The following is an 18541-nucleotide window of genomic DNA, read 5'->3' on the forward strand; positions in this document are numbered from 1 at the left end:
TCACCTGGGGCAGGAAACTTTCGGTGACTATGGCGACTCGCACGGCGTCACTGTCGCAAAACCGCAGGCAGGGCGGGCCAATCCCGCGTAACCGACCGGCCAACGGTGGCGAAACACTCCGCAGCGTCCGCGATCCGGCGCCGACCGTCGAATAATTCGCCACGACATGTCATCTTCCGGTCGTGTCCCGGACACCAGGAACACCCAGACTAAGCAGGCATGACCCTCTTGTCCTCCAGGCCGTCGCGGCCCGTCGAACCCGGGCTGCTCTCCCGAGCGCTCGAGGTCGCGGGGCGGCTGGCGAACGACGCCACCGACGTGATCACCGCGACCGCGGGCCGCGGCGCGCACCCGGCGACGCTGGATTCGCCGTTCGACTGGGTCACCGACACCGATCGGATCCTGGAACGGCACACCCGCCGCGTGCTGACCGCGGAGTTCCCCGGAATCCCGGTGGTAGGCCACGAATTCGGCGCCGACCACGGCGCGGACGTCGCGGAATACCGCTGGGTGGTCGATTCGGTGGACGGCACCGCGAACTACGTCGCCGGAGTGCCTTGGTGCGCATACAGCCTCGCCCTGGTCGACGCGAGCGGTCCGGTGGTGGGTGTGGTCGCGGATCCGTACCGGGCGCAGATCTACGCCGCCGCGCGCGGACGCGGCGCCCGGGCGAACGGGAAACCGCTGAAACTGGTGGACCGTTCGGGTACGGCTGGGGCGATCGTCTGCACCGAGTTGGCGCGCAAGGGGCCGTGGCCGGGGATGGGCGAGTTCATCGAACGAGCGGCGGCCGCGCACGCGGGGGTGCGGGTGCTGGGGTCGGCGGCGCTGTCGATCGCACAGGTCGCGCTGGGGCATGCGGCCGCGGCGGTGTTGCACAGCTACCACGAATGGGACGTGGCTGGGTCGGTCGCGATGGCGATCGAGGCGGGTGCGGTGGTGCTGGACAAGCACGGCGAGGACACTGCGCTGCCTACGGACGGGCTGCTGGTCGCTGCGCCTGGGGTCGCGGACGAGGTGCTCGGCTGGTGGCAGGAAACGGCGACCGTCGGGACCTGAAGTCCGTGAGGGGAACCCTGGGGGAATCAGCGTCCGTGAAGGTGGCCCTCACGGAATCAGCGTCCCTGAAGGTGGCCCTCACGGACCTGCCGAGACGGAGACCTCACACCTTCGCGGGCACCGGTTCCGGAGCGGACCGGTCCCGCTTCATCAGCCGTCGCAGCCACCACAGCAGCGGACCGGCCACGAGCCACGTGATGAGCACCGTCATCCCCACCGGCAGCAGCGTCAGCGTCGCGGTCCGGCCAGCGACCCGGGTCAGCTCCGGATTGGTCGCGTCGTACTCGATCGCCACCAGCTGACCGGCGGCGAGACCCGACGGGTACAGCACCCCGGTCGGCGGACTGTGCACGATGCCGTCCGGAGTCTGGTACTGGATGATCGTGCGGTCGAAGGACACCGACTCGACCGTCGCGGTCGCGGTGCCCAGGTGCGATTCGATCGCGTTGTCGTTGCGGAACGCGGCGAAAACCAGGCTCACGCACATCACAGTGAGCAGCACAGCTACGCCCAGCACGGCGAACCACCCGATCCGCCGTGCCTTCACACTCCTGGCCGCCACACCGAGAGTTTAGTCGGGTGCGCCGACCAGCTCGGCACTCGGCAGCCAATGTGCCCGGTACATCACGTGCAGGCAGTACGTGTTCACCAGCATTTCGGTCGACCAATGCAGATCGAAGCACGCGTGGTGCGGAGTCTCCTCCCCCGGAGCCGAACCCGGTGCACCGAACGCCAGGTCGAAGAAGAACTCCGCGGTGAACCGGAAAACCGCCGCGCTGCCGGTCAGGAACATCGTGTCGGCGTGGAACCGGTCGAGCAGCCGATCCAGCGTCGGCCATTCCGGCCATTCGATCGGCCTCCGGTCGGCCGGCACCCGCACCGTATGCGGCCGGGTCGGGCCGAGCGCGGCCCGCAACCGCGGCCACTGCGAAGGACGCAGCAGCGCGGTGTGCTGGCTCAACACCAGATCCAGCGGACGGCCGGAGAACTCCGGTTCAGCGGGTATCCGGCCGGACCGCAACGGCAGGTGGATGATCGTGTGCCGCGACCGCGCGGCCAGCAGCCACAGCACCCCGATCCGGTACGCCGCGCGGCGGTCGACGTACATCTCCACGTGCGACATCTCCATGCCCGGATCGAGCTGGAACACCAGCGCGGTATCCAGAACAGGATCAGGGCGCAGCACCCGCCACTCCCGGCCGTCGAGCCGGGCGTGGCGGAGCTGCGCCCGCACTTTCATGGCCACTGAATCCTCCTTGAGAGAACGGAACTCTCCAGGATCCCGCAGCCAAGCAAGCGAATTTCAGTGCTCGCCAGCCTCCGCCAGCGCGCGGTGGTTCGCCTGGATCTGGTCCCACGCCTTCGGCTTCGCGTGCGCGGCGAAAGCCGTGACCGTCCCATTAGGACCGACCGCGGGCTTGCCCTTGGTGAACAGCCAGGTCTGGAACAGCTCCTGCAACGGTTTGCCCGACACCTTCTCCGCGAGCGCCACGAAGTCCGGGATCACCGCCGCCTTGCCCGCCTTCGCCACCTGCCACTGCTGGAGGATCGAGAAGAACGCGTCGTCGCCGACCGTCTTGCGCAGCGCCTGCACGGCCATCGCACCCCGGTCGTACACCGCGCGGTCGAACTGCTTCGGCTCGCCCGGGTCGCCCGGCAGGACCTGCCAGAACGGGTCGTCGGCGGCGTAGGAGTCGTACGCGTACTGCGCGAGTTCCGCGGTCGTGCCCTCGCCTTGGTGCTCGGTCCACAGGTACTCGGCGTAGGACGCGAAGCCCTCGTTCAGCCAGATGTCGCTCCACTTGCCCAGCGAAACGTTGTCGCCGAACCACTGGTGTGCGTTCTCGTGCGCGATCAGCGTGGTGTTGGCGCCGGCGGCGAAGTTGCGCGCGCCGTAGGTCGGCCGGGTCTGGTTCTCCAGCGAGAAGGTGATCCCGCTGGTCACGACGCCGCCCTCGGCCTCGAACGGATACGGCCCGAACTGCGACGCCAGGAACTCGTCGACCTCCGGCGTCCGCTCCACGCTCGCCTTGGCCGCGTCGAGCGAGTCGCCGAGATCCGCGCCGTAGGCGGTGATGAACGGCTTGCCGTCCGGCGTGGTGGACTGGACCACGTCGTACTTGCCGACGATGAACGACGTCAGGTAGGTCGCCTGCGGTTTGGTGCTGCGCCAGTTCCACCGCGTCCAGCCGGCGCGCTTCTTGGTCTTGCGCACGAGCGTGCCGTTCGTGATGGCGGAGAGGCCGTCCGGGGCCTCGATCGACACGTCGTAAGTCGCTTTGTCGGTCGGGTGGTCGTTGGAGGGGAACCACCACTGCGCGCTCTGCGGCTCGTCGACGCCGAGCGCCCCGAAAGCGCCCTTCTTCCACGTGTTCAGGCCGCCGACCTTCTCCGTCGACGGGCTGTCGGAGTAGCTCACGACGACGGTCGCGGACTGGCCCTTGAGCAGCGGCTGCGCCGGGGTGATCACCAGCTCGCCGTCGCCGTTCTGGTTGGCGAACTGCGCCGGCCGGTTGTTCACCAGCACCTTCGACGCCTTGAGCGCGAAGTCCAGGTCGAACCGCGACAGGTCCTGGGTCGCGGTGAGCAGCAGCGTCGTGGTGCCCGACAGGACGTCGGTTTCCGGCTGATAGCTCACGCGGATGTCGTAGTGCTGCACGTCGGTGCCGCCGTTGCCGGCGTTCGGGTAGTACGGGTCGCCGACGCCGGGCGCGCCCGGTGCCGGTACTGCCGAAGCGGTGCCTGCCAGCAGCACCGTCGCGACTCCAGCCGCAACCGCCCCGATTCCGGCCCGAGTTCTCGATCGCATGGTTCCTCCAAGGTGGCCAATGCGACCGAACGTATCCACGTGAGCACCCGGCAGGTACGTCCGAAGGACGGGTTCTTACCCACTGGGAAGATCAACCGGATTCGGCGATCCACCACGCGACGGCGATCGGGATGCCGTACAGGATCGGTCCCGCGTACAGCCCCGGCCACGGTCCCCAGCCGCGCCGCACGGCCAGCCCGGCCATCGCGAACGAGCCGCCGATCGCCGCGAACCAGCCGACCCACGGCAGCGAGGCGACCGCCTGCTGTCCGGCCGCGCTGCAGATCGCCCTGCTGTCCCCGGCGAAGCAGTTGTCGCTGGCCATCACCAGGAACGACGAGAAATACGAGCACACCAGCCCGATCAGGGCCAGTGCCGCCACCGCCGCGCTGAACCAGGCCCACCGGCCTCGCGGCCGCAGGTCCGCCTCGGTCAAGAAATCCCCCATTTTTCGCCGGCCCCCGCCGGTTAAACCGTCCCCACCGCTTCCGCGACCGCCGACTTCAGCCGCGCGTGAAGATTCCGGTGCTGCGCACGGTCAACGCGAACCTCGACCACCCGCAGGCCCGGCGCTGGCCGCAACGCGGCACGGAACTCTTCGACCGTCTCGGCCACGACGTGCGGCACCCGGTAGCCCGCGCACAGCGCGCCCAAATCCGCGCCGTGCGGCGTGCCGAAGACCCGCTCGAAGCTCGCCGAGTGTTCCGGCGCGCCCTGCTCCAGCAGCGAGAAAATGCCTCCGCCGTCGTCGTTCAGCACCACGATCGTCAGGTCCGGAAGCTGCTCCGCGGGCCCGGTGAGCAGGCCGGACGCGTCGTGCAAGAACGTCAGATCGCCAAGCAGCGCGTACGACGGCGCGCGGTGCACGGTGGCCGCGCCGATGGCGGTCGACACCGTGCCGTCGATCCCGGCGACGCCGCGGTTGCGGTGCACCAGGACGTCCGGGCGCAGCCGTCCGGCCAACGCGACATCGCGCGTCGGGTTCGAGGAACCGACCACCAGCAGTGCGCCTTCCGGCAGCGCGTCGACCAGCTCCGTCGCCACCCGTACGCCGCTCGGCCACGGCTCGGCGGCCAGCGCCGTCGAAACCGCTTGGCTGGCCGCGGCGTCCGCGCGCTGCCAGCTCGCCAGCCACTCCGGGTCAGCGGGCTTCGTCGGCTCGGCGAACCACTGGCCGACCTGGCGGACGTTGTGCGCGGGGGCTGGCCAGTCCGAATCCGGACGCACCAGCAGCACCTCGACCTCCGGGTCCGACAGCACCTTCTGCACCTGCCGGAACACCGTCGGACGGCCGAGGCACAGCACCTGCTCGGGACGGTGCCGCGAGATGAATTCCTCGACGCCCAGCAGCCAAGCGCCGGACGACATCGCCGTCGCGCCGGACAGGCCAAGCCCGCCGGTCTCCGAAACCACCGGCCAGCCGTGCTGTTCGGCCCACTCGCTGGCCGCCTGCGCGCCGGTGTCGCACGCGATCACCAGACCGTGCCGCGCCGAGGGCACCACGAACGAGGGCAGCGCGCCGAAGTCCGGCAGCTCGGTCCAGCGTTCGCCGTCCGGACGGCCTTCGAGCGATTCGTACCACTCGCCGTCATCGTCGAGATCCGGCACGAGCGGCTCGCGGAACGGGATGTTCAGGTGCACCGGCCCGCAGCGCCACTCGCCGTACGCGGCGTTCCATGCGCGGCAGATCTGGCTGCGCCAGTAGGAGTTCTGCCCGGCGCGACGCTCGGCGACGGCCAGCTCGTCGAAGTAGCGGACCGCATCGCCGTACAGCTCGTACTGGTTGATCACCTGGCTCGCGCCCGCCGAACGCAGCTCCGGCGGACGGTCGGCGGTGAGCACGATCAGCGGCACGCCCGCCCGGTCGGCCTCCAGCACGGCCGGGTGGAAGTTCGCCGCCGCGGTGCCGGAGGTGCAGACCACCGCCGCCGGACGACCGGTGCGCGCCGCGATGCCCAGCGCGAGGAACGCCGCGCCGCGTTCGTCGATGCGGACGTGCAACTGCAGCCGTCCCGACGCGGCGGCGTCGTAGAGCGCGATGGACAGCGGCGCGTTGCGAGATCCTGGACACAACACGACGTGCGACACGGTGTTGCGGACGAGTTCGTCGACGATGACCCTGGCCTGCGCGGTGGACGGGTTCACCGGCAGACCTCCGCGTGCGCGCCGTCGAGGAGACCTTCTCCGGAGGCGGCATCAGGCTCAGCGATCATGTCCACAGGTCCTATTCTCCCAAACGTGGATGACGCCCGAGTTTCCGAGCTGTTCGACCCCGCCGCCTGGTCTGAGGTCGAAGGGTTCTCCTTCACCGACATCACCTACCACCGTTCGCGAGATGCCCGCTCCGGCAAACGGGTGGTCCGGATCGCTTTCGACCGTCCGGAGGTCCGCAACGCCTTCCGCCCGCACACCGTCGACGAGCTCTACCGGGCGCTCGACCACGCCCGGATGAGCTCGGACGTCGGCTGCGTCCTGCTCACCGGCAACGGCCCGTCGCCGAAGGACGGCGGCTGGGCATTCTGCTCCGGCGGTGACCAGCGTATTCGCGGACGCTCCGGGTATCAGTACGCGAGCGGGGAGACCTCGGACACGGTCGACCCGGCACGGGCGGGGCGGCTGCACATCCTCGAGGTGCAGCGGTTGATCCGTTTTATGCCGAAACCCGTGGTAGCCGTGGTGCCCGGCTGGGCGGCGGGCGGCGGGCATTCGCTGCACGTCGTGTGCGATCTCACCCTCGCCTCGGCCGAGCACGCGCGGTTCAAGCAGACCGACGCCGACGTCGGCTCGTTCGACGCGGGCTACGGTTCGGCGGGCCTCGCCCGGCAGGTCGGGCAGAAGTTCGCGCGGGAGATCTTCTTTCTCGGCCGCGACTACACCGCCGAGCAAATGCACCGGATGGGCGCGGTCAACGAGGTCGTTCCGCACGCCGAACTGGAGCGGGTCGCGCTCGAATGGGGCTGGACGATCGTCGGCAAGTCGCCGACCGCGCAGCGGATGCTGAAGTACGCGTTCAACGCGATCGACGACGGGCTCGTCGGACAGCAGCTGTTCGCCGGAGAAACCACCCGGCTGGCGTACATGCAGGACGAGGCCGTCGAAGGCCGTGACGCGTTCCTGGAGAAGCGCGACCCGGACTGGTCCGACTACCCGTACTACTACTGAGATAGGTCGTTCCCAGTGCATGTGGTGTGGCTCGACGGCAGCGCCGACGCGCTGACCGCCCTCGACGCGGCCCTCGCGGCCGCACTCGACGGCGGTCCGGCGGTGCTGCCGCTGAACTCGGCGGATCCGTCGGCCCCCGCGCTGCTCGAAGCGATGGCCCCGGAGCAGCCGGTCGAGCCGGACACCGCCGTGGTGATCGCCACGTCCGGGTCCACCGGAGCGCCGAAGGGAGTGCTGCTGTCGCCGCGAGCGCTCACCGCGTCCGCGACGGCCACCCACGCCCGGCTCGGCGGTCCCGGACACTGGCTGCTCGCCACGCCCGCGCACTACATCGGCGGCCTGCAGGTGCTGATCCGGGCGCGGCTGGCAGGCACGAAACCGGCGTTCCTGACCGGCGTCGGCTTCCGCCCGGACGAGTTCGCCGCCGCGGCCGCGCCCGTGCTGGCGGAGAACGGCCCGCGCTACACCGCACTCGTGCCGACCCAGCTCGTCCGGCTTCTCGACGACGGCGGCGCCGGCCTGGCCGCAGCGAAGGCGTTCGACGGGATCATCCTGGGCGCCGCCGCCACCTCGCCGAAGCTGCGGGCGCAGGCGGCTGAGGAAGGCGTGCGCATCATTCCCTCGTACGGGATGAGCGAGACCGCCAGCGGCTGCGTCTACGACGGCGTTCCGCTCGACGGCGTCCGGGTGGAGCCCGACGCCGACGAGCGGCTGTGGATCTCCGGGCCGGTGCTGTCGCACGGCTACCGGCTTGCGCCTGAGCTGACCGCGGAGTCGTTCCAGGATGGCCGGTTCCGCACCTCCGATCGCGGCCGTCTGCTGCCCGACGGCCGGGTCGAGGTGCTCGGGCGCGCGGACGACGTGATCAACACCGGCGGGGTCAAGGTGTCCGCCGCCTCGATCGAACGGCTTCTCGGCGCCCAGCCCGGAGTGCGGGACGCTTGTGTCGTCGGCATTCCGGATCCGGAGTGGGGCGAGGCGGTCGTCGCGATGGTGGCGGGTTCGACGGACGGGGCTGCCCTGAAGGCCGCCGTCCGTGCCGAGTTAGGGGCCGCTGCCACGCCGAAACACATCGAGTTCGCCGACGCGTTGCCCTTGCGCGGCCCGGGAAAGATCGACCGGCAGGCAGTGGCCGCCGCTCTCCGGACGCGCGGAACGGGTTCACCGAACGGGTGAAGATCGCATGGCGTTGAATGGACCCCATGGCGACAGTCAGTGAGTGGATCGAAGGCGCGCGGCCGAGGACGCTGCCGAACGCGATCGCGCCGGTCGTGGCCGGGGTCGGAGCGGCGATCGCGCTCGACGCGTTCTCCTGGTGGCGTTCGCTGCTCGCGCTGCTGGTCGCGTTGTCGCTGATCATCGGCGTGAACTTCGCCAACGATTACTCCGACGGCATCCGCGGCACCGACGAACACCGCGTCGGCCCGCTGCGCCTCGTCGGCTCCGGCGCGGCGAACCCGAAGTCCGTGCTGCGCGCCGCCCTCACCTCCCTTGGCCTCGCCGGAGTGCTGGGCCTGACGCTCGTCGCGCTGAGCGGTTACTGGTGGCTGCTCGCGATGGGCGCGCTGTGCATCCTCGGCGCGTGGTTCTACACCGGCGGCAAAAAGCCTTACGGCTACTACGGTTTGGGCGAAATCGCGGTCTTCGTGTTCTTCGGCCTGGCCGGAGTCCTCGGCACGGTTTACGTCCAGGCCGGCCGGGTCAGCTGGGACGCACTGGGCTGCGCCGTGGCCGTCGGCTCGTTCTCGATGGCCGTGCTGGTCGCGAACAACCTGCGCGACATCCCCACCGACATCGAGTCCGGCAAGCACACCCTCGCGACCCGCATGGGCGACGGCGGCACGCGCAAGCTTTACCTGACCCTGGTGACGGTGCCGTACGCGCTCACCGTGCTGATGGGCATCTGGCACCCGCTGCTGTTCATCACTTTCGTGACCGCGCCGCTGCTGCTGAAACCGGTCAAGGCCGTCGGCGGTGGCGGCAAGGGCCGGGAGCTGATCCCGGCCCTGCGCGACACCGGCATGGCGATGCTGGCGTGGGCGGTGCTGAGCGCGGTCGCCCTGGCGCTCTAGCGACCGCTTCGATAGCGCCCCGGCGTTGTCCCGATGATGGCGGTGAACGCCGCGATGAATCCGCTGGGATTGGCCCAGCCACAGACGTAAGCGGTGCGGACGGTGTCGTGACCGTCGGCCAGGAGCACCAGCGCGTGGTAGACGCGGAGCTGGGTGCGCCACTCGTAGAAGGTCATGCCGAGTTCGTCGTGGAACAGCCTGCTGAGGGTGCGCGAACTGGCTCCGATCGCCCTCCCGAGTTCGGCCAGCGTGGCGTTGTCCGCCGGATTCTCGTGCAGCCTCTCGGCAATCGCCCGCAGCCGGTCGTCCCGCGGCGCGGGCAGTTGCAGCGGCGGGTCGGGCGCTTCGCGGAGTTCGTCGACGAGGACCCGGTGGAGACGAGCACGCGCGGAGCCGCGGTAGCCGGAGCCCTCGTAATTGCGGGGCCCGGTCAGCGCGAGCAGGACCTCGCGAGCAAGGCCCGAAGTCCGGTACACCGCCGGCCGGTCCGAGACGAGCTGGGCCAGCGACGGCGCGAGAAAGACGATCCGGATGTCGGTGTCGCCGTGGGCCCGATGGAAATGCGGGAACCCGGCGGGCGTCCAGGCGACGCGGGTGGCGGGCGCGAGCGACGTGCCGTACTCGGTGTGCACCGCCAAGACGCCGCTCGCCGCATAGACCAGGTGCCCGCGCTCGTGCGTCTGCAGCTCGCTGGTCTCGCCGGACGGCCAGAGGTGCCTGCCGCCGGAGGGCCACAGGTACGACGCCGTACCGAGTTGGCGGGGAATGGGCATCAGTTGGCATTCTAGCGTTAACGAGCCATCGTCGGTTCTTGAAAAGCTTCTCCCGAAGAAGCCGTTGCGGTTCAAGGGAGAAATGCATGTCGACGTTCGTTCTCGTCCCCGGTGCTTGGCACGGCGGCTGGGTCTTCGAGGAGGTAGTGCCGCTGCTGGAGCGTTCCGGGCACACCGTGCACGCCTTGACCCTGACCGGTCTCCGGCCGGAGGACGACGCCGCGACGGTCGCCGGCGCCAACCTCGACACCCACGCCGACGACGTGCTGGCGCTTCTCGATCGAGCCCACGTCACCGACGCGACACTCGTCGGCCACAGCTACGGCGGGTTGGTGATCGCCGCCGCTGCCGACCGGGCCCGTGGCCGGGTCTCGCGGGTCGTGCATCTCGACGCCTACGTGCCCGCCGACGGCGATTCGTGCTGGTCATCGACGACCGAGGCGTACCGGCAGGCATTCGTGGCCGGCGCCGAGGACACCGGCTACGCCGTCCGCCCGCCCGAGCGTGACGGCCGGGATTCCCGCCGTCGTCCCCATCCGCTCGCCTCGCTGCTGCAGACGGTCCGGCTCACCGGCGAGTTCGCCAAGATCCCCCGGCGCGAGTTCGTCTACTGCTCCGGATGGGAAGGCACGCCGTTCGCCGAACTCCGTGCCCGGCTCGAAACCGACCCGGAGTGGCTCGTCCACGACCTCCCCACCGCGCACAACGCGATGGCCGAAGACCCCGAAGCTGTCGCCAAACTGCTGGACAGCTAACCGTCGAAGCGGCCGGGGAGCGGGAAGTCGTCGAACCGCGACGGATGCGGTGCCAGGTTCCCGTACTCGCCGAGCCATTTGCCTGAAGCCGGTCAAGGCCGTCGGCGGTGGCGGCAAGGGCCGGGAGCTGATCCCGGCCCTGCGCGACACCGGCATAGCGATGCTGGCCTGGGCGGCGCTGGCCTGGGCGGCGCTGGCCTGGGCGGCGCTGGCCTGGGCGGCGCTGGCCTGGGCGGCGCTGGCGTGATCGGTGCTGGCCTGGCGATGCTGGCGTGATCGTTGCTGGCCTTGGCAATGCCGCCCTGGGCGGTGCCGAACGCGGCCGCCCTGGCGCTCTAGCGCCCCACCGCGATCGCCTGCCACTCCACGAACTCCGCCAACCCGTGCGAGCCGTACTCCCGGCCGACCCCGCTCGCCTTGAACCCGCCGAACGGCGCGCTCCCGTGCCGCGGCGCGCCGTTGACGTGGAACGTGCCCGTGCGCACGGCCCGCGCGATCTCGACGCCGTGCGCCACGTCAGCCGTCCACACGCCGCCGCTGAGGCCGTAGTCGGAGTCGTTCGCGAGCCGGATCGCCTCCTCCTCGGTGTCGAACGGGATCACCACGAGCACCGGTCCGAAGATCTCCTCGCGCGCGATCCGCATGTCGTTCGTGACGTCGGCGAACACCGTCGGGCGCACGTAAAACCCGTCCGCCAGCTCGGGATTCGCGACCGGCTCCGCCCCGCCCGCCGCGATCCGCGCGCCCTCCTCGACGCCTAGCCGCAGATACGACAGCACCCGCTCGTACTGGTCTTGGCGCACGATCGGCCCGACGAACGTGTCCGGCTTCGCGGGATCGCCGACCACGAGCTCGTCGGCCATTTCCGCGAGCGCGGCCACGATCTCGGCGTACCGCTCGCGCGCGGCGAAGACCCGGGTGTGGGCCACGCACATCTCGCCGTTGTTGGCGAACGTCGCGCTCCGGATCCCCTCGGCGACGGTTTCCGGGTCCGCGTCCGCGAGCACGATCGCCGCGGACTTGCCGCCGAGTTCCAGCCCGACGCGCTTGAACTGCTCTCCCGCGAGCGACGCGATCCGCCGCCCGGCCGCTGTCGAGCCGGTGAACGAGATCTTGTCCACGCCGGGGTGCGTCACCAGGTACTCGCTTACTTCGCGGTCAGCCGCGAACACGCTCACCACGCCCTCGGGGAAACCGGCCTCCGCGAAAATCTCCGCCAGCAGCATCGCGTCGAGCGGGGTTTCCGGCGCGGCCTTCAGCAGCACCGGATTGCCCGCCAGCAGAGCCGGAATCAGCTTCACCAGCGCGGCCGAATGCGGCGAGTTCCACGGGATCACCGCCGCCACCACGCCGACCGGCACGGCGCGCACGATCGTCCGGTTGCCCGTCTCGTCGGTCAGCGTCTCTTCCCAGGAGAACTCGCGCGCGGTCTCGAGCCACGCGGCGGTGCGCTCCGGGAGGGTGCGCTGCGTCCAGCCGGTGAACCAGCTGGGCGAGCCGTTCTCCGCGGTGACCAGTTCAGCGATCTCGTCGGCCCGGGCGGCGTGCAGTTCGTTGAACCGCTCGACCAGGCGCAACCGCTCCGCCAGCGGAGTTCTGCCCCACGGTTCGAGCGCCTGCCGGGCTGCCGCCACCGCGCGGTCGACGTCCGCTGCCGAAGCCTTCGGCGCGGTGCCCACCAGCGCACGGTCGTGCGGCGAACGGATTTCGAAGGTGTCGGTCGTCGCGGGTTCGGTCCAGCTGCCGCCGAGGAAGAGCTGGTCGTAAGTGCGCATCGGGATCTCCTGCCGAGTTAACGGAACACTGCTCTCTTGCTCTCGCAAGTTAACAGGACGCTGTTCTTTTATCAAGAGAGCAGTGTCCTGTTACACTTCGAGGCGTGCCAGAGTTCCAGCGCGCCCGCAGTCCCGAGCAGGTCGAAGCCCGCCGCGAGGCGATCCTCGACGTCGCGGAACAGCTGATGACGGAGTCGTCCGTCAGCGAGGTCAGCATGCGCGAATTGGCCCGCCGAGTCGGCCTGTCGGCGTCGAACGTCGCGCGCTATTTCCCCACCCGCGAGGCCGTCTACCTGGAGGTGCTCGACCGAGCCCGCGGCGCGTGGCTCGACTCGCTCGCCCTCGACGGCGACCTGTCGGAGGTCGCCGCGACCCTCGCCCGTTCACTCGCGACGCGACCGGTGCTGTGCGAACTGATCAGCGTGCTGGCGAACGTGCTGGAGCGGAACGTTTCGGTGGAGATCGCGCGGGATTACAAGCTGCGCTCAGCGAAGCACAACGCCCGCACCGCCGACCTGCTGCGCGCCGCGCTGCCGGGCCTTTCCGCGGAGACGGCGCAGGAACTGTCGGCCGCGATCTTCATGTTCACCGCGGGAATGTGGCCGCTGGCGCACCCGAACGAAGCCGTCCGGGAAGCCATCGAGGACCCGCGCCTGTCCGGCTCCCGCATCGACTTCGAGGACCGGTTGCGCCGGCTGATAGTCGTGCTGACGCTGGGCTACCAGGACGCTAGGCGTCGAACCGGCCAGTGAGCAGGAATTCGTCGAAGCGCGCCCGGTACGGCGCGAGGTCGATCCCCTGCTCGCCAAGCCATTCGTCGGAGTAGTACGTGTTCGCGTACCGCTCGCCGCCGTCGCACAGCAGCGTCACCACCGAACCCGCTTGGCCTTCCGCCAGCATCCGCGAGATCAGCTGGAACGCGCCGTACAGGTTGGTGCCGGTCGAACCGCCCGCCCAGTGGCCGGTGCGGTCGCGCAGCAACCGGATCGCCGCCAGGGAGCCGGCGTCGGGCACCTGGAACATCTCGTCGATCACGCCGGGCACGAACGACGGTTCGCAGCGCGGCCGTCCGATGCCTTCGATCCGCGACGGCATCCCGGTCGCGTAGTCCGGCGCACCGGTTTCCCAAGCCCCGTAAAACGACGAGTTTTCCGGGTCCACCACGCAGATCTTCGTGGTGTGCCGCTTGTACCGGACGTAGCGGCCGAACGTCGCGCTCGTCCCGCCGGTGCCCGCGCCGACGACGATCCACGACGGCACCGGATGGCGTTCGGCACGCATCTGCGCGAACACCGATTCGGCGATGTTGTTGTTGCCTCGCCAGTCCGTCGCGCGCTCGGCGTAGGTGAACTGGTCGAGGTAATGCCCGTTGCACTCGGCGGCCAGCCGCTCGGCCTCCGGGTACATCGCCGGCGCCGCGTCAACGTAATGGCACTCGCCGCCGTAGAACTCGATGAGCGCGATCTTTTCCTTGCTGGTCCGCCGCGGCACCACCGTGACGAACCGCAGGCCGAGCATCCGCGCGAAGTACGCCTCGGACACCGCGGTCGAGCCGCTGGACGCCTCGACCAGCACGGTGTCCGGGCCGATGTGCCCGTTGACCAGGCCGTACAGGATCAGCGACCGCGCGAGCCGATGCTTGAGCGAGCCGGTCGGATGCACCGACTCGTCCTTGAGGTAAAGGTCGATGCCCCATTCCGGGGGCAGCGGGAAGACGTGCAGGTGAGTGTCGGCGCTGCGGTTGGCGTCGGCCTCGATGATCCGGACGGCTTCCCGGACCCAGGCGCGGCTGTGCGGTTTGCTCATGCCGCGGAGTCGTCGGCCGGGGTCTCGCCGCGCAGCTGCGAACGCAGCTGGGCCCGAGCACGCGCGCGGGATTCGTTGCGCTTGGCCAGACCGGCCGTCACGCGCTGGTTCAGGCCGCGCAGGAGCAGCAGTCCGAGCGGAAGGCCGACGACGAGCCCGATCAGCAAAGAGACCAGCAGCGGCACGCCGACCAGCGAAAGCACGACCGCGACCACCGCGACGAGCGCGAACCGCGCGATCAAGTACACCGTCAGGTCACGGGGAAGGTGGTCCGGTGTCTCGCTCACACCGAAACAGGCTACGCCCCGCTTGCCGAGTCTTCGTCCAGGCCCGCGTTGTTGGGGCGGCCCTCGAACCGGGTGGAGAGCACCACTGTCGTATTGGTGCGGCCGACTCCGGGGATGCGGCGCAACCGGCCGAGGGTGAGCTCGAGCTCGTCGACCGTCGAAACCCGCACCTTTACTACGAAGGCCTCGTCGCCCGCGACCGCGTAACAGCTCTCCACCTCGGGCAATTCGCCGAGCGCGGAGGCGACGTCCTCGTCGGTGGCGGTGTCGGTGGGATGGATGCCGACCAGCGCGGTGACGCCGAGGCCGACCGTGTTCGGGTCGACCATCGCGTGGTACCCGGTGATCACGCCCGCCGCCTCGAGCTTTCCGACGCGCTCGTGCACCGACGACGCGGAGAGCCCCACCGTCCGGCCGAGGTCGGCGTAGGTAGCCCGGCCGTTGGCCCGCAGCTCGGCGATGATTTTCCGGTCCAGCTGATCCACCGGCCCATTATGCGGCGCGGCTGCGCGACCGGCTCATCCCGGTAGGCCCCGGATTGTCTCCTGCGTCACAGCAACCTCAGCGCCCGTGGCCGCCCAGACTCGGCCTTTGCCTGATCTTTACCCGAATCCCGGCCGGACCTGTTGGAAAATGCCTGGTCAGCGGGGCGCGAACGGGCCCTGAGCGATCCTGAGAATCTGCTGAGTTATGTCCCTTTTGCACTTTAAGGGCTCTTTACCCAAGGACAACCGTTCGAGTACCCGACGGGTGAAGTGCCACGATTGCCGCGTTGGCCACCCGGGCGCGACGGGCGAAATCGCCCGATGCCCCCGGTATAGCAAGTTGGGCGTTAAGGAGGCGGAAAATGACCGCAACCATGGGCGGACGGTTGCTCACCCCGGGTGAGGTGGCCGCTCTGTTCCGAGTGGACCCGAAGACCGTGACCCGCTGGGCCACCGCGGGCCGCATCGGCTCGATCCGGACGCCGGGCGGACACCGCCGGTTCCGCGAGTCCGAGGTGAACGACCTGCTGGCCGAACTCACCACGGACGCCAGCGAACCGACCCGCAAGATCTGATCCGCGGGTCACTCAGCCGACGAAGGGTCGTGAGTGGCAAGGGGTGCCTCCCGCATCGCTTGCCGGTCACGACCCTTCGCCGCGTCCGGCGAAGTTCCGTAAGCTTGCCCGGGACCACGGCGCGAGATCGCGCCGGTTTCTGGACTGAGCGATTTCGACGGCCCCCGGGCCGGCGAAATCGGGAGGGAAGAAACCGGCTCCCCGGCGATCTCGCCGCGACGACGAAGTCGGCGCCATCAACACGGAAGGACCCGGGCATGATTCCTTTGCTCGCAGCGGTGGGCGCGATCACCATCGCCGTTCTGTTGTGGCGGGCACTGGGCGCACAGCGGATCAGCGTCCCGCAACGCCGCCCGGCCGTCGCCCCCGACGACGACCCCGAATTCCTGCGCAAACTCTCGGAAGAGCAGCAACGCAAGCGCCCCGACGACGGTGTTTGATTGCCCCGGCTCCGCCGGGGCGCCGAGATCGCCGGGGAGCTGGTTTCTTCCCTCCCGATTCGCCGGCCCGGGGGGCCGTCGAATCGCTCAGTCCAGAAACCAGCGCGATCTCGGGTTGTGGGTTGCGGAGCCTGAGCGGGCAATCAAATACTGCCGGGGCAGTTAGCCCCAGCGGTCAAACTCTTCCGCCGAAGCCGTCTGCGACGGTCGCCGCCAACTCCAGCAGCGCCAGCCGGGTATCCCCGCCGAGCCGTTCCAGTTCGATCTCCGCGCCTTCCTCCAGATGCGCGTCGAACGGAATCCGGCACACCGAGCGCACCTTCGCACCGAAATGCGCGGCCAGCTTGTCCAGGTCGACCGAACTCCCCTTCGGGCGCACCGAGTTGATCACCACGACCGAGCGTTTCACCAGGTCGCCGTACCCGTGCGCCTCCAGCCAGTCCAATGTCGCGGACGCACTGCGCGCCCCGTCCACCGAACCCGACGACACCACCACCAGCGAATCCGCGACGTCGAGGACGCCCTTCATCGCCGAGTGCATCAAACCGGTGCCGCAGTCGGTGAGCACGATGTTGTAGAAGTGCTCCAGCAGGTTCACCGTGCGCCGGTAGTCGTTCTCGGAGAACGCCTCCGACACCGCCGGATCCTGTTCGCTGGCCAGGATTTCCAGCCGGCTCGACCCCTGCGACGTGTACGACCGGACGTCGCTGTAGCGCGTGATCTTGTCCGCGTCCCGCAGCAGGTGCCGCACGGTCGCGGTGGTCTCGATGGCGATCTTCTGCGACAGCGTCCCGCGGTCCGGGTTCGCGTCCACCGCCACCACGCGGTCGCCGCGCAGGGACGCGAAGGTCGCGCCGAGCGTGGTCGTCGTCGTGGTCTTGCCGACGCCGCCCTTGAGGCTCAGCATCGCGATCTTGTAGCACCCGCGCAGCGGCTGGTTGACCCGCGCGATCAGCTCGCGCCGACGCGTGTCCGCGGGGCTCTCCCCCGGGTTGACCAGCTTGCCGGTGCCCAGGTACACCGCCTTGCGCCAGCCTGACTGCGGCGTTCGCTTCTGCTGCTTCACCAGGTGCGCGGTGGCCAGCTCGTCCGCACCGGACGCCGGCTGCGGAAGCCCCGGAGCCGCCGCGGGCACGGCGCCCGGAGCGGGAACCGGCGTGCCTGCCGGAGCGGCGGGCGGCTGCTGATACCCGCCCGGAGCGGCGTACTGCGGCGGCTGCTGCGCGGGAGGCTGCAACGGCGGCAGATTCTGGTCGTAGTGCGCCTGGTAGCCGCCCGGCTGCGGCAGCGGCTGATACGCCCCCTGCGGCGGCGGGTCGACGACCTGCGTCGGCTGCGCGTCGTACGGCCCGGTGCCGGGGTGCGGCGTCGAATCCGTGCGTTCTTCGGAGAACATGGCAGCCGGTTCCTGGGCCTGCTCGGACTGCTGTTCCCCGGCAGTCTCTTCACTGGGTCCGGTCACCGTTGCCAACCTCCCGGGTACGTCGAAGGGCCCCTGACGACGACGGTAGTCGCCCGAGGCCCGGTCCGGGCGGTGGACCCCCGGCTCAGCTCACTCCGGCGTAGGAATGCAGTCCGGCGGTAACCAGGTTGACGAAGAACAGGTTGAAGATCGTCACCGAGAACCCGACGACGTTGATCACCGCGGCGCGCGTCCCGCGCCAGCCCGCGGTGGCGCGGGAGTGCAGGTATGCCGCGTAAACGACCCACGCGATGAACGCGACGGTCTCCTTCGGGTCCCAGCCCCAGAACCGGCCCCACGCGGCTTCGGCCCACACCGCGCCGCACAGCACGCCGAAAGTGAAGATCGGGAACGCCACGATGGTGGCGCGGTAGGCGATGCGGTCGAGCACGTCGGCGGCGGGCAGCTTGGGAGCGAACTTGGAGAACTTCGCCGGGTTGCGGTCATGAGCGGTGCGGAAGAGGTAGAGCACGCTCGCCACGCCCGGCACCAGGAACACGCCGGAGCCGATGATCGCGGCGGACACGTGGATCACGAGCCAGTACGACTGCAGCGCGGGCACGACCGGCGCGGCCACCGTGTACAGCATCGTGCCGTTGATGAACATCAGGATCACGACGGGCAGCAGCAGGAAGCCGGTGAGGTGGCGGACCGGGAACTTCTTGATCACCACGAGCCAGGCGACGACGGTGATGAAGGTGACCGCCATGCCGTACTCGTACATGTTGCCCCACGGCGCGCGGTGCACCGCGAGTCCGCGCAGCACGATCGCCGACAGCTGCAGCAGCGCGCCCAGCACGAGCAGCGCCGCGCCCATCCGGCCGATCCGCTCGGCGCGGCCGACCGTGCGCGGGCCCTCGGGCTCGACCGGTGCGTCGCCGTCCTCGATGCTCGCGTCGTCGGACTCCGGCCCGCCCGCGCCGACCAGCACGCGCTTGCGGCTGCGCTCGGCGGCGAGACGGCCCTTGGCCCCGAACGCCTGCTCGAAGAGCGTGAACAGCAGCGCCAGCACGTAAATCGCCACTGTCGTCGTGTACAGCAGGTCGCTGTACTGCGAGAGAGTCTCGTTGATTTCCATGCC

General features: G+C 69.7%; 21 protein-coding genes. 9 read left to right on the top strand and 12 right to left on the bottom strand.

Annotation, left to right across the window (positions count from 1 at the left end):
* The first annotated feature begins 219 nt into the window (after positions 1-219).
* Complete coding sequence (locus ACZ7OI_RS43110; protein WP_470229194.1) at positions 220-1059, top strand: inositol monophosphatase family protein; 840 nt, start codon at positions 220-222, stop codon at positions 1057-1059.
* A gap of 103 nt (positions 1060-1162) precedes the next feature.
* Here ACZ7OI_RS43110 and ACZ7OI_RS43115 read toward each other — a convergent pair whose 3' ends face one another.
* The 5 genes from ACZ7OI_RS43115 to menD all read right to left on the bottom strand — a co-directional run bounded on the left by ACZ7OI_RS43115 (position 1163) and on the right by menD (position 6013).
* Positions 1163-1546, bottom strand: coding sequence for a DUF3592 domain-containing protein (locus ACZ7OI_RS43115; protein WP_470269936.1), 384 nt, complete (start codon positions 1544-1546; stop codon positions 1163-1165).
* 84 nt (positions 1547-1630) lie between these two features.
* A complete protein-coding gene (locus ACZ7OI_RS43120; protein ID WP_470269876.1) occupies positions 1631-2305 on the bottom strand; it encodes a hypothetical protein in 675 nt (224 codons plus the stop codon).
* Between the two features lie 57 nt (positions 2306-2362).
* Positions 2363-3868: a M1 family metallopeptidase gene (locus tag ACZ7OI_RS43125; RefSeq protein ID WP_470269878.1), complete on the bottom strand. Its 1506-nt coding sequence runs from the start codon at positions 3866-3868 to the stop codon at positions 2363-2365.
* 91 nt (positions 3869-3959) lie between these two features.
* Entirely contained in the window at positions 3960-4304 is a 345-nt protein-coding gene (locus ACZ7OI_RS43130; protein ID WP_470269879.1) for a hypothetical protein, read from the bottom strand.
* Positions 4305-4336: 32 nt separating this feature from the next.
* Entirely contained in the window at positions 4337-6013 is a 1677-nt protein-coding gene (gene menD / locus ACZ7OI_RS43135) for a 2-succinyl-5-enolpyruvyl-6-hydroxy-3-cyclohexene-1-carboxylic-acid synthase (RefSeq protein WP_101436139.1), read from the bottom strand.
* A 93-nt stretch (positions 6014-6106) separates the two neighbouring features.
* Here menD and ACZ7OI_RS43140 point away from each other — a divergent pair, with 93 nt between their 5' ends.
* The 3 genes from ACZ7OI_RS43140 to ACZ7OI_RS43150 are packed head-to-tail and all read left to right on the top strand — an operon-like array spanning position 6107 to position 9102.
* Positions 6107-7030 (top strand): 1,4-dihydroxy-2-naphthoyl-CoA synthase, encoded by a 924-nt coding sequence (locus ACZ7OI_RS43140; RefSeq protein WP_470269880.1) that lies wholly within the window; start codon positions 6107-6109, stop codon positions 7028-7030.
* A gap of 15 nt (positions 7031-7045) precedes the next feature.
* The gene (gene menE, locus ACZ7OI_RS43145; RefSeq protein WP_470269881.1) at positions 7046-8206 is read left to right on the top strand and encodes an o-succinylbenzoate--CoA ligase; all 1161 of its coding nucleotides are present in this window, start codon (positions 7046-7048) and stop codon (positions 8204-8206) included.
* Between the two features lie 26 nt (positions 8207-8232).
* Complete coding sequence (locus tag ACZ7OI_RS43150) at positions 8233-9102, top strand: 1,4-dihydroxy-2-naphthoate polyprenyltransferase (protein ID WP_470269882.1); 870 nt, start codon at positions 8233-8235, stop codon at positions 9100-9102.
* Here ACZ7OI_RS43150 and ACZ7OI_RS43155 read toward each other — a convergent pair.
* On the bottom strand, positions 9099-9875 hold the full coding sequence (locus ACZ7OI_RS43155) for a helix-turn-helix transcriptional regulator (RefSeq protein ID WP_470269883.1): 777 nt from the start codon (positions 9873-9875) through the stop codon (positions 9099-9101). The two genes, ACZ7OI_RS43150 and ACZ7OI_RS43155, sit on opposite strands and share 4 nt — an antisense overlap.
* A gap of 86 nt (positions 9876-9961) precedes the next feature.
* On the opposite strand from ACZ7OI_RS43155, the gene ACZ7OI_RS43160 reads away from it, so the two are divergent.
* Both ACZ7OI_RS43160 and ACZ7OI_RS43165 read left to right on the top strand, forming a co-directional pair.
* Positions 9962-10630, top strand: a complete 669-nt coding sequence (locus ACZ7OI_RS43160) for an alpha/beta fold hydrolase (RefSeq protein WP_470269884.1) — start codon at positions 9962-9964, stop codon at positions 10628-10630.
* 49 nt (positions 10631-10679) lie between these two features.
* Positions 10680-10877 carry a hypothetical protein gene (locus tag ACZ7OI_RS43165; protein WP_470269885.1) on the top strand — a complete coding sequence of 66 codons (198 nt, stop codon included), beginning with the start codon at positions 10680-10682 and terminating at the stop codon, positions 10875-10877.
* Positions 10878-10965: 88 nt separating this feature from the next.
* Here ACZ7OI_RS43165 and ACZ7OI_RS43170 read toward each other — a convergent pair whose 3' ends face one another.
* Positions 10966-12405, bottom strand: coding sequence for an aldehyde dehydrogenase (locus tag ACZ7OI_RS43170; RefSeq protein ID WP_470269886.1), 1440 nt, complete (start codon positions 12403-12405; stop codon positions 10966-10968).
* 104 nt (positions 12406-12509) lie between these two features.
* On the opposite strand from ACZ7OI_RS43170, the gene ACZ7OI_RS43175 reads away from it, so the two are divergent.
* On the top strand, positions 12510-13157 hold the full coding sequence (locus ACZ7OI_RS43175) for a TetR family transcriptional regulator (RefSeq protein ID WP_470269887.1): 648 nt from the start codon (positions 12510-12512) through the stop codon (positions 13155-13157).
* Here the strand turns inward: ACZ7OI_RS43175 and cds1 are convergent.
* From cds1 to ACZ7OI_RS43190, 3 genes are read right to left on the bottom strand one after another with little or no spacing between them, the layout of a single operon-like run.
* A complete protein-coding gene (gene cds1 / locus ACZ7OI_RS43180; RefSeq protein ID WP_470269888.1) occupies positions 13135-14211 on the bottom strand; it encodes an L-cysteine desulfhydrase Cds1 in 1077 nt (358 codons plus the stop codon). The genes ACZ7OI_RS43175 and cds1 overlap by 23 nt on opposite strands.
* Positions 14208-14498, bottom strand: coding sequence for a DUF4229 domain-containing protein (locus ACZ7OI_RS43185; protein ID WP_275294506.1), 291 nt, complete (start codon positions 14496-14498; stop codon positions 14208-14210). The genes cds1 and ACZ7OI_RS43185 overlap by 4 nt, the downstream gene beginning before the upstream one ends.
* Before the next feature lie 11 nt (positions 14499-14509).
* Complete coding sequence (locus ACZ7OI_RS43190) at positions 14510-14983, bottom strand: Lrp/AsnC family transcriptional regulator (protein ID WP_470269889.1); 474 nt, start codon at positions 14981-14983, stop codon at positions 14510-14512.
* 362 nt (positions 14984-15345) lie between these two features.
* On the opposite strand from ACZ7OI_RS43190, the gene ACZ7OI_RS43195 reads away from it, so the two are divergent.
* Positions 15346-15558, top strand: coding sequence for a BldC family transcriptional regulator (locus ACZ7OI_RS43195; protein ID WP_009072010.1), 213 nt, complete (start codon positions 15346-15348; stop codon positions 15556-15558).
* Between the two features lie 257 nt (positions 15559-15815).
* A complete protein-coding gene (locus ACZ7OI_RS43200) occupies positions 15816-15998 on the top strand; it encodes a hypothetical protein (RefSeq protein WP_470269890.1) in 183 nt (60 codons plus the stop codon).
* Positions 15999-16173: 175 nt separating this feature from the next.
* Here the strand turns inward: ACZ7OI_RS43200 and ACZ7OI_RS43205 are convergent, their stop codons facing one another.
* Together ACZ7OI_RS43205 and ccsB are read right to left on the bottom strand one after the other, a co-directional pair.
* The gene (locus ACZ7OI_RS43205) at positions 16174-17460 is read right to left on the bottom strand and encodes a MinD/ParA family ATP-binding protein (RefSeq protein WP_470269891.1); all 1287 of its coding nucleotides are present in this window, start codon (positions 17458-17460) and stop codon (positions 16174-16176) included.
* A gap of 85 nt (positions 17461-17545) precedes the next feature.
* Positions 17546-18538: a c-type cytochrome biogenesis protein CcsB gene (ccsB, locus tag ACZ7OI_RS43210; RefSeq protein WP_470269893.1), complete on the bottom strand. Its 993-nt coding sequence runs from the start codon at positions 18536-18538 to the stop codon at positions 17546-17548.
* Between the last annotated feature and the right edge of the window lie 3 nt (positions 18539-18541).

The sequence above is a fragment of the Amycolatopsis sp. NPDC114503 genome (assembly GCF_055633655.1).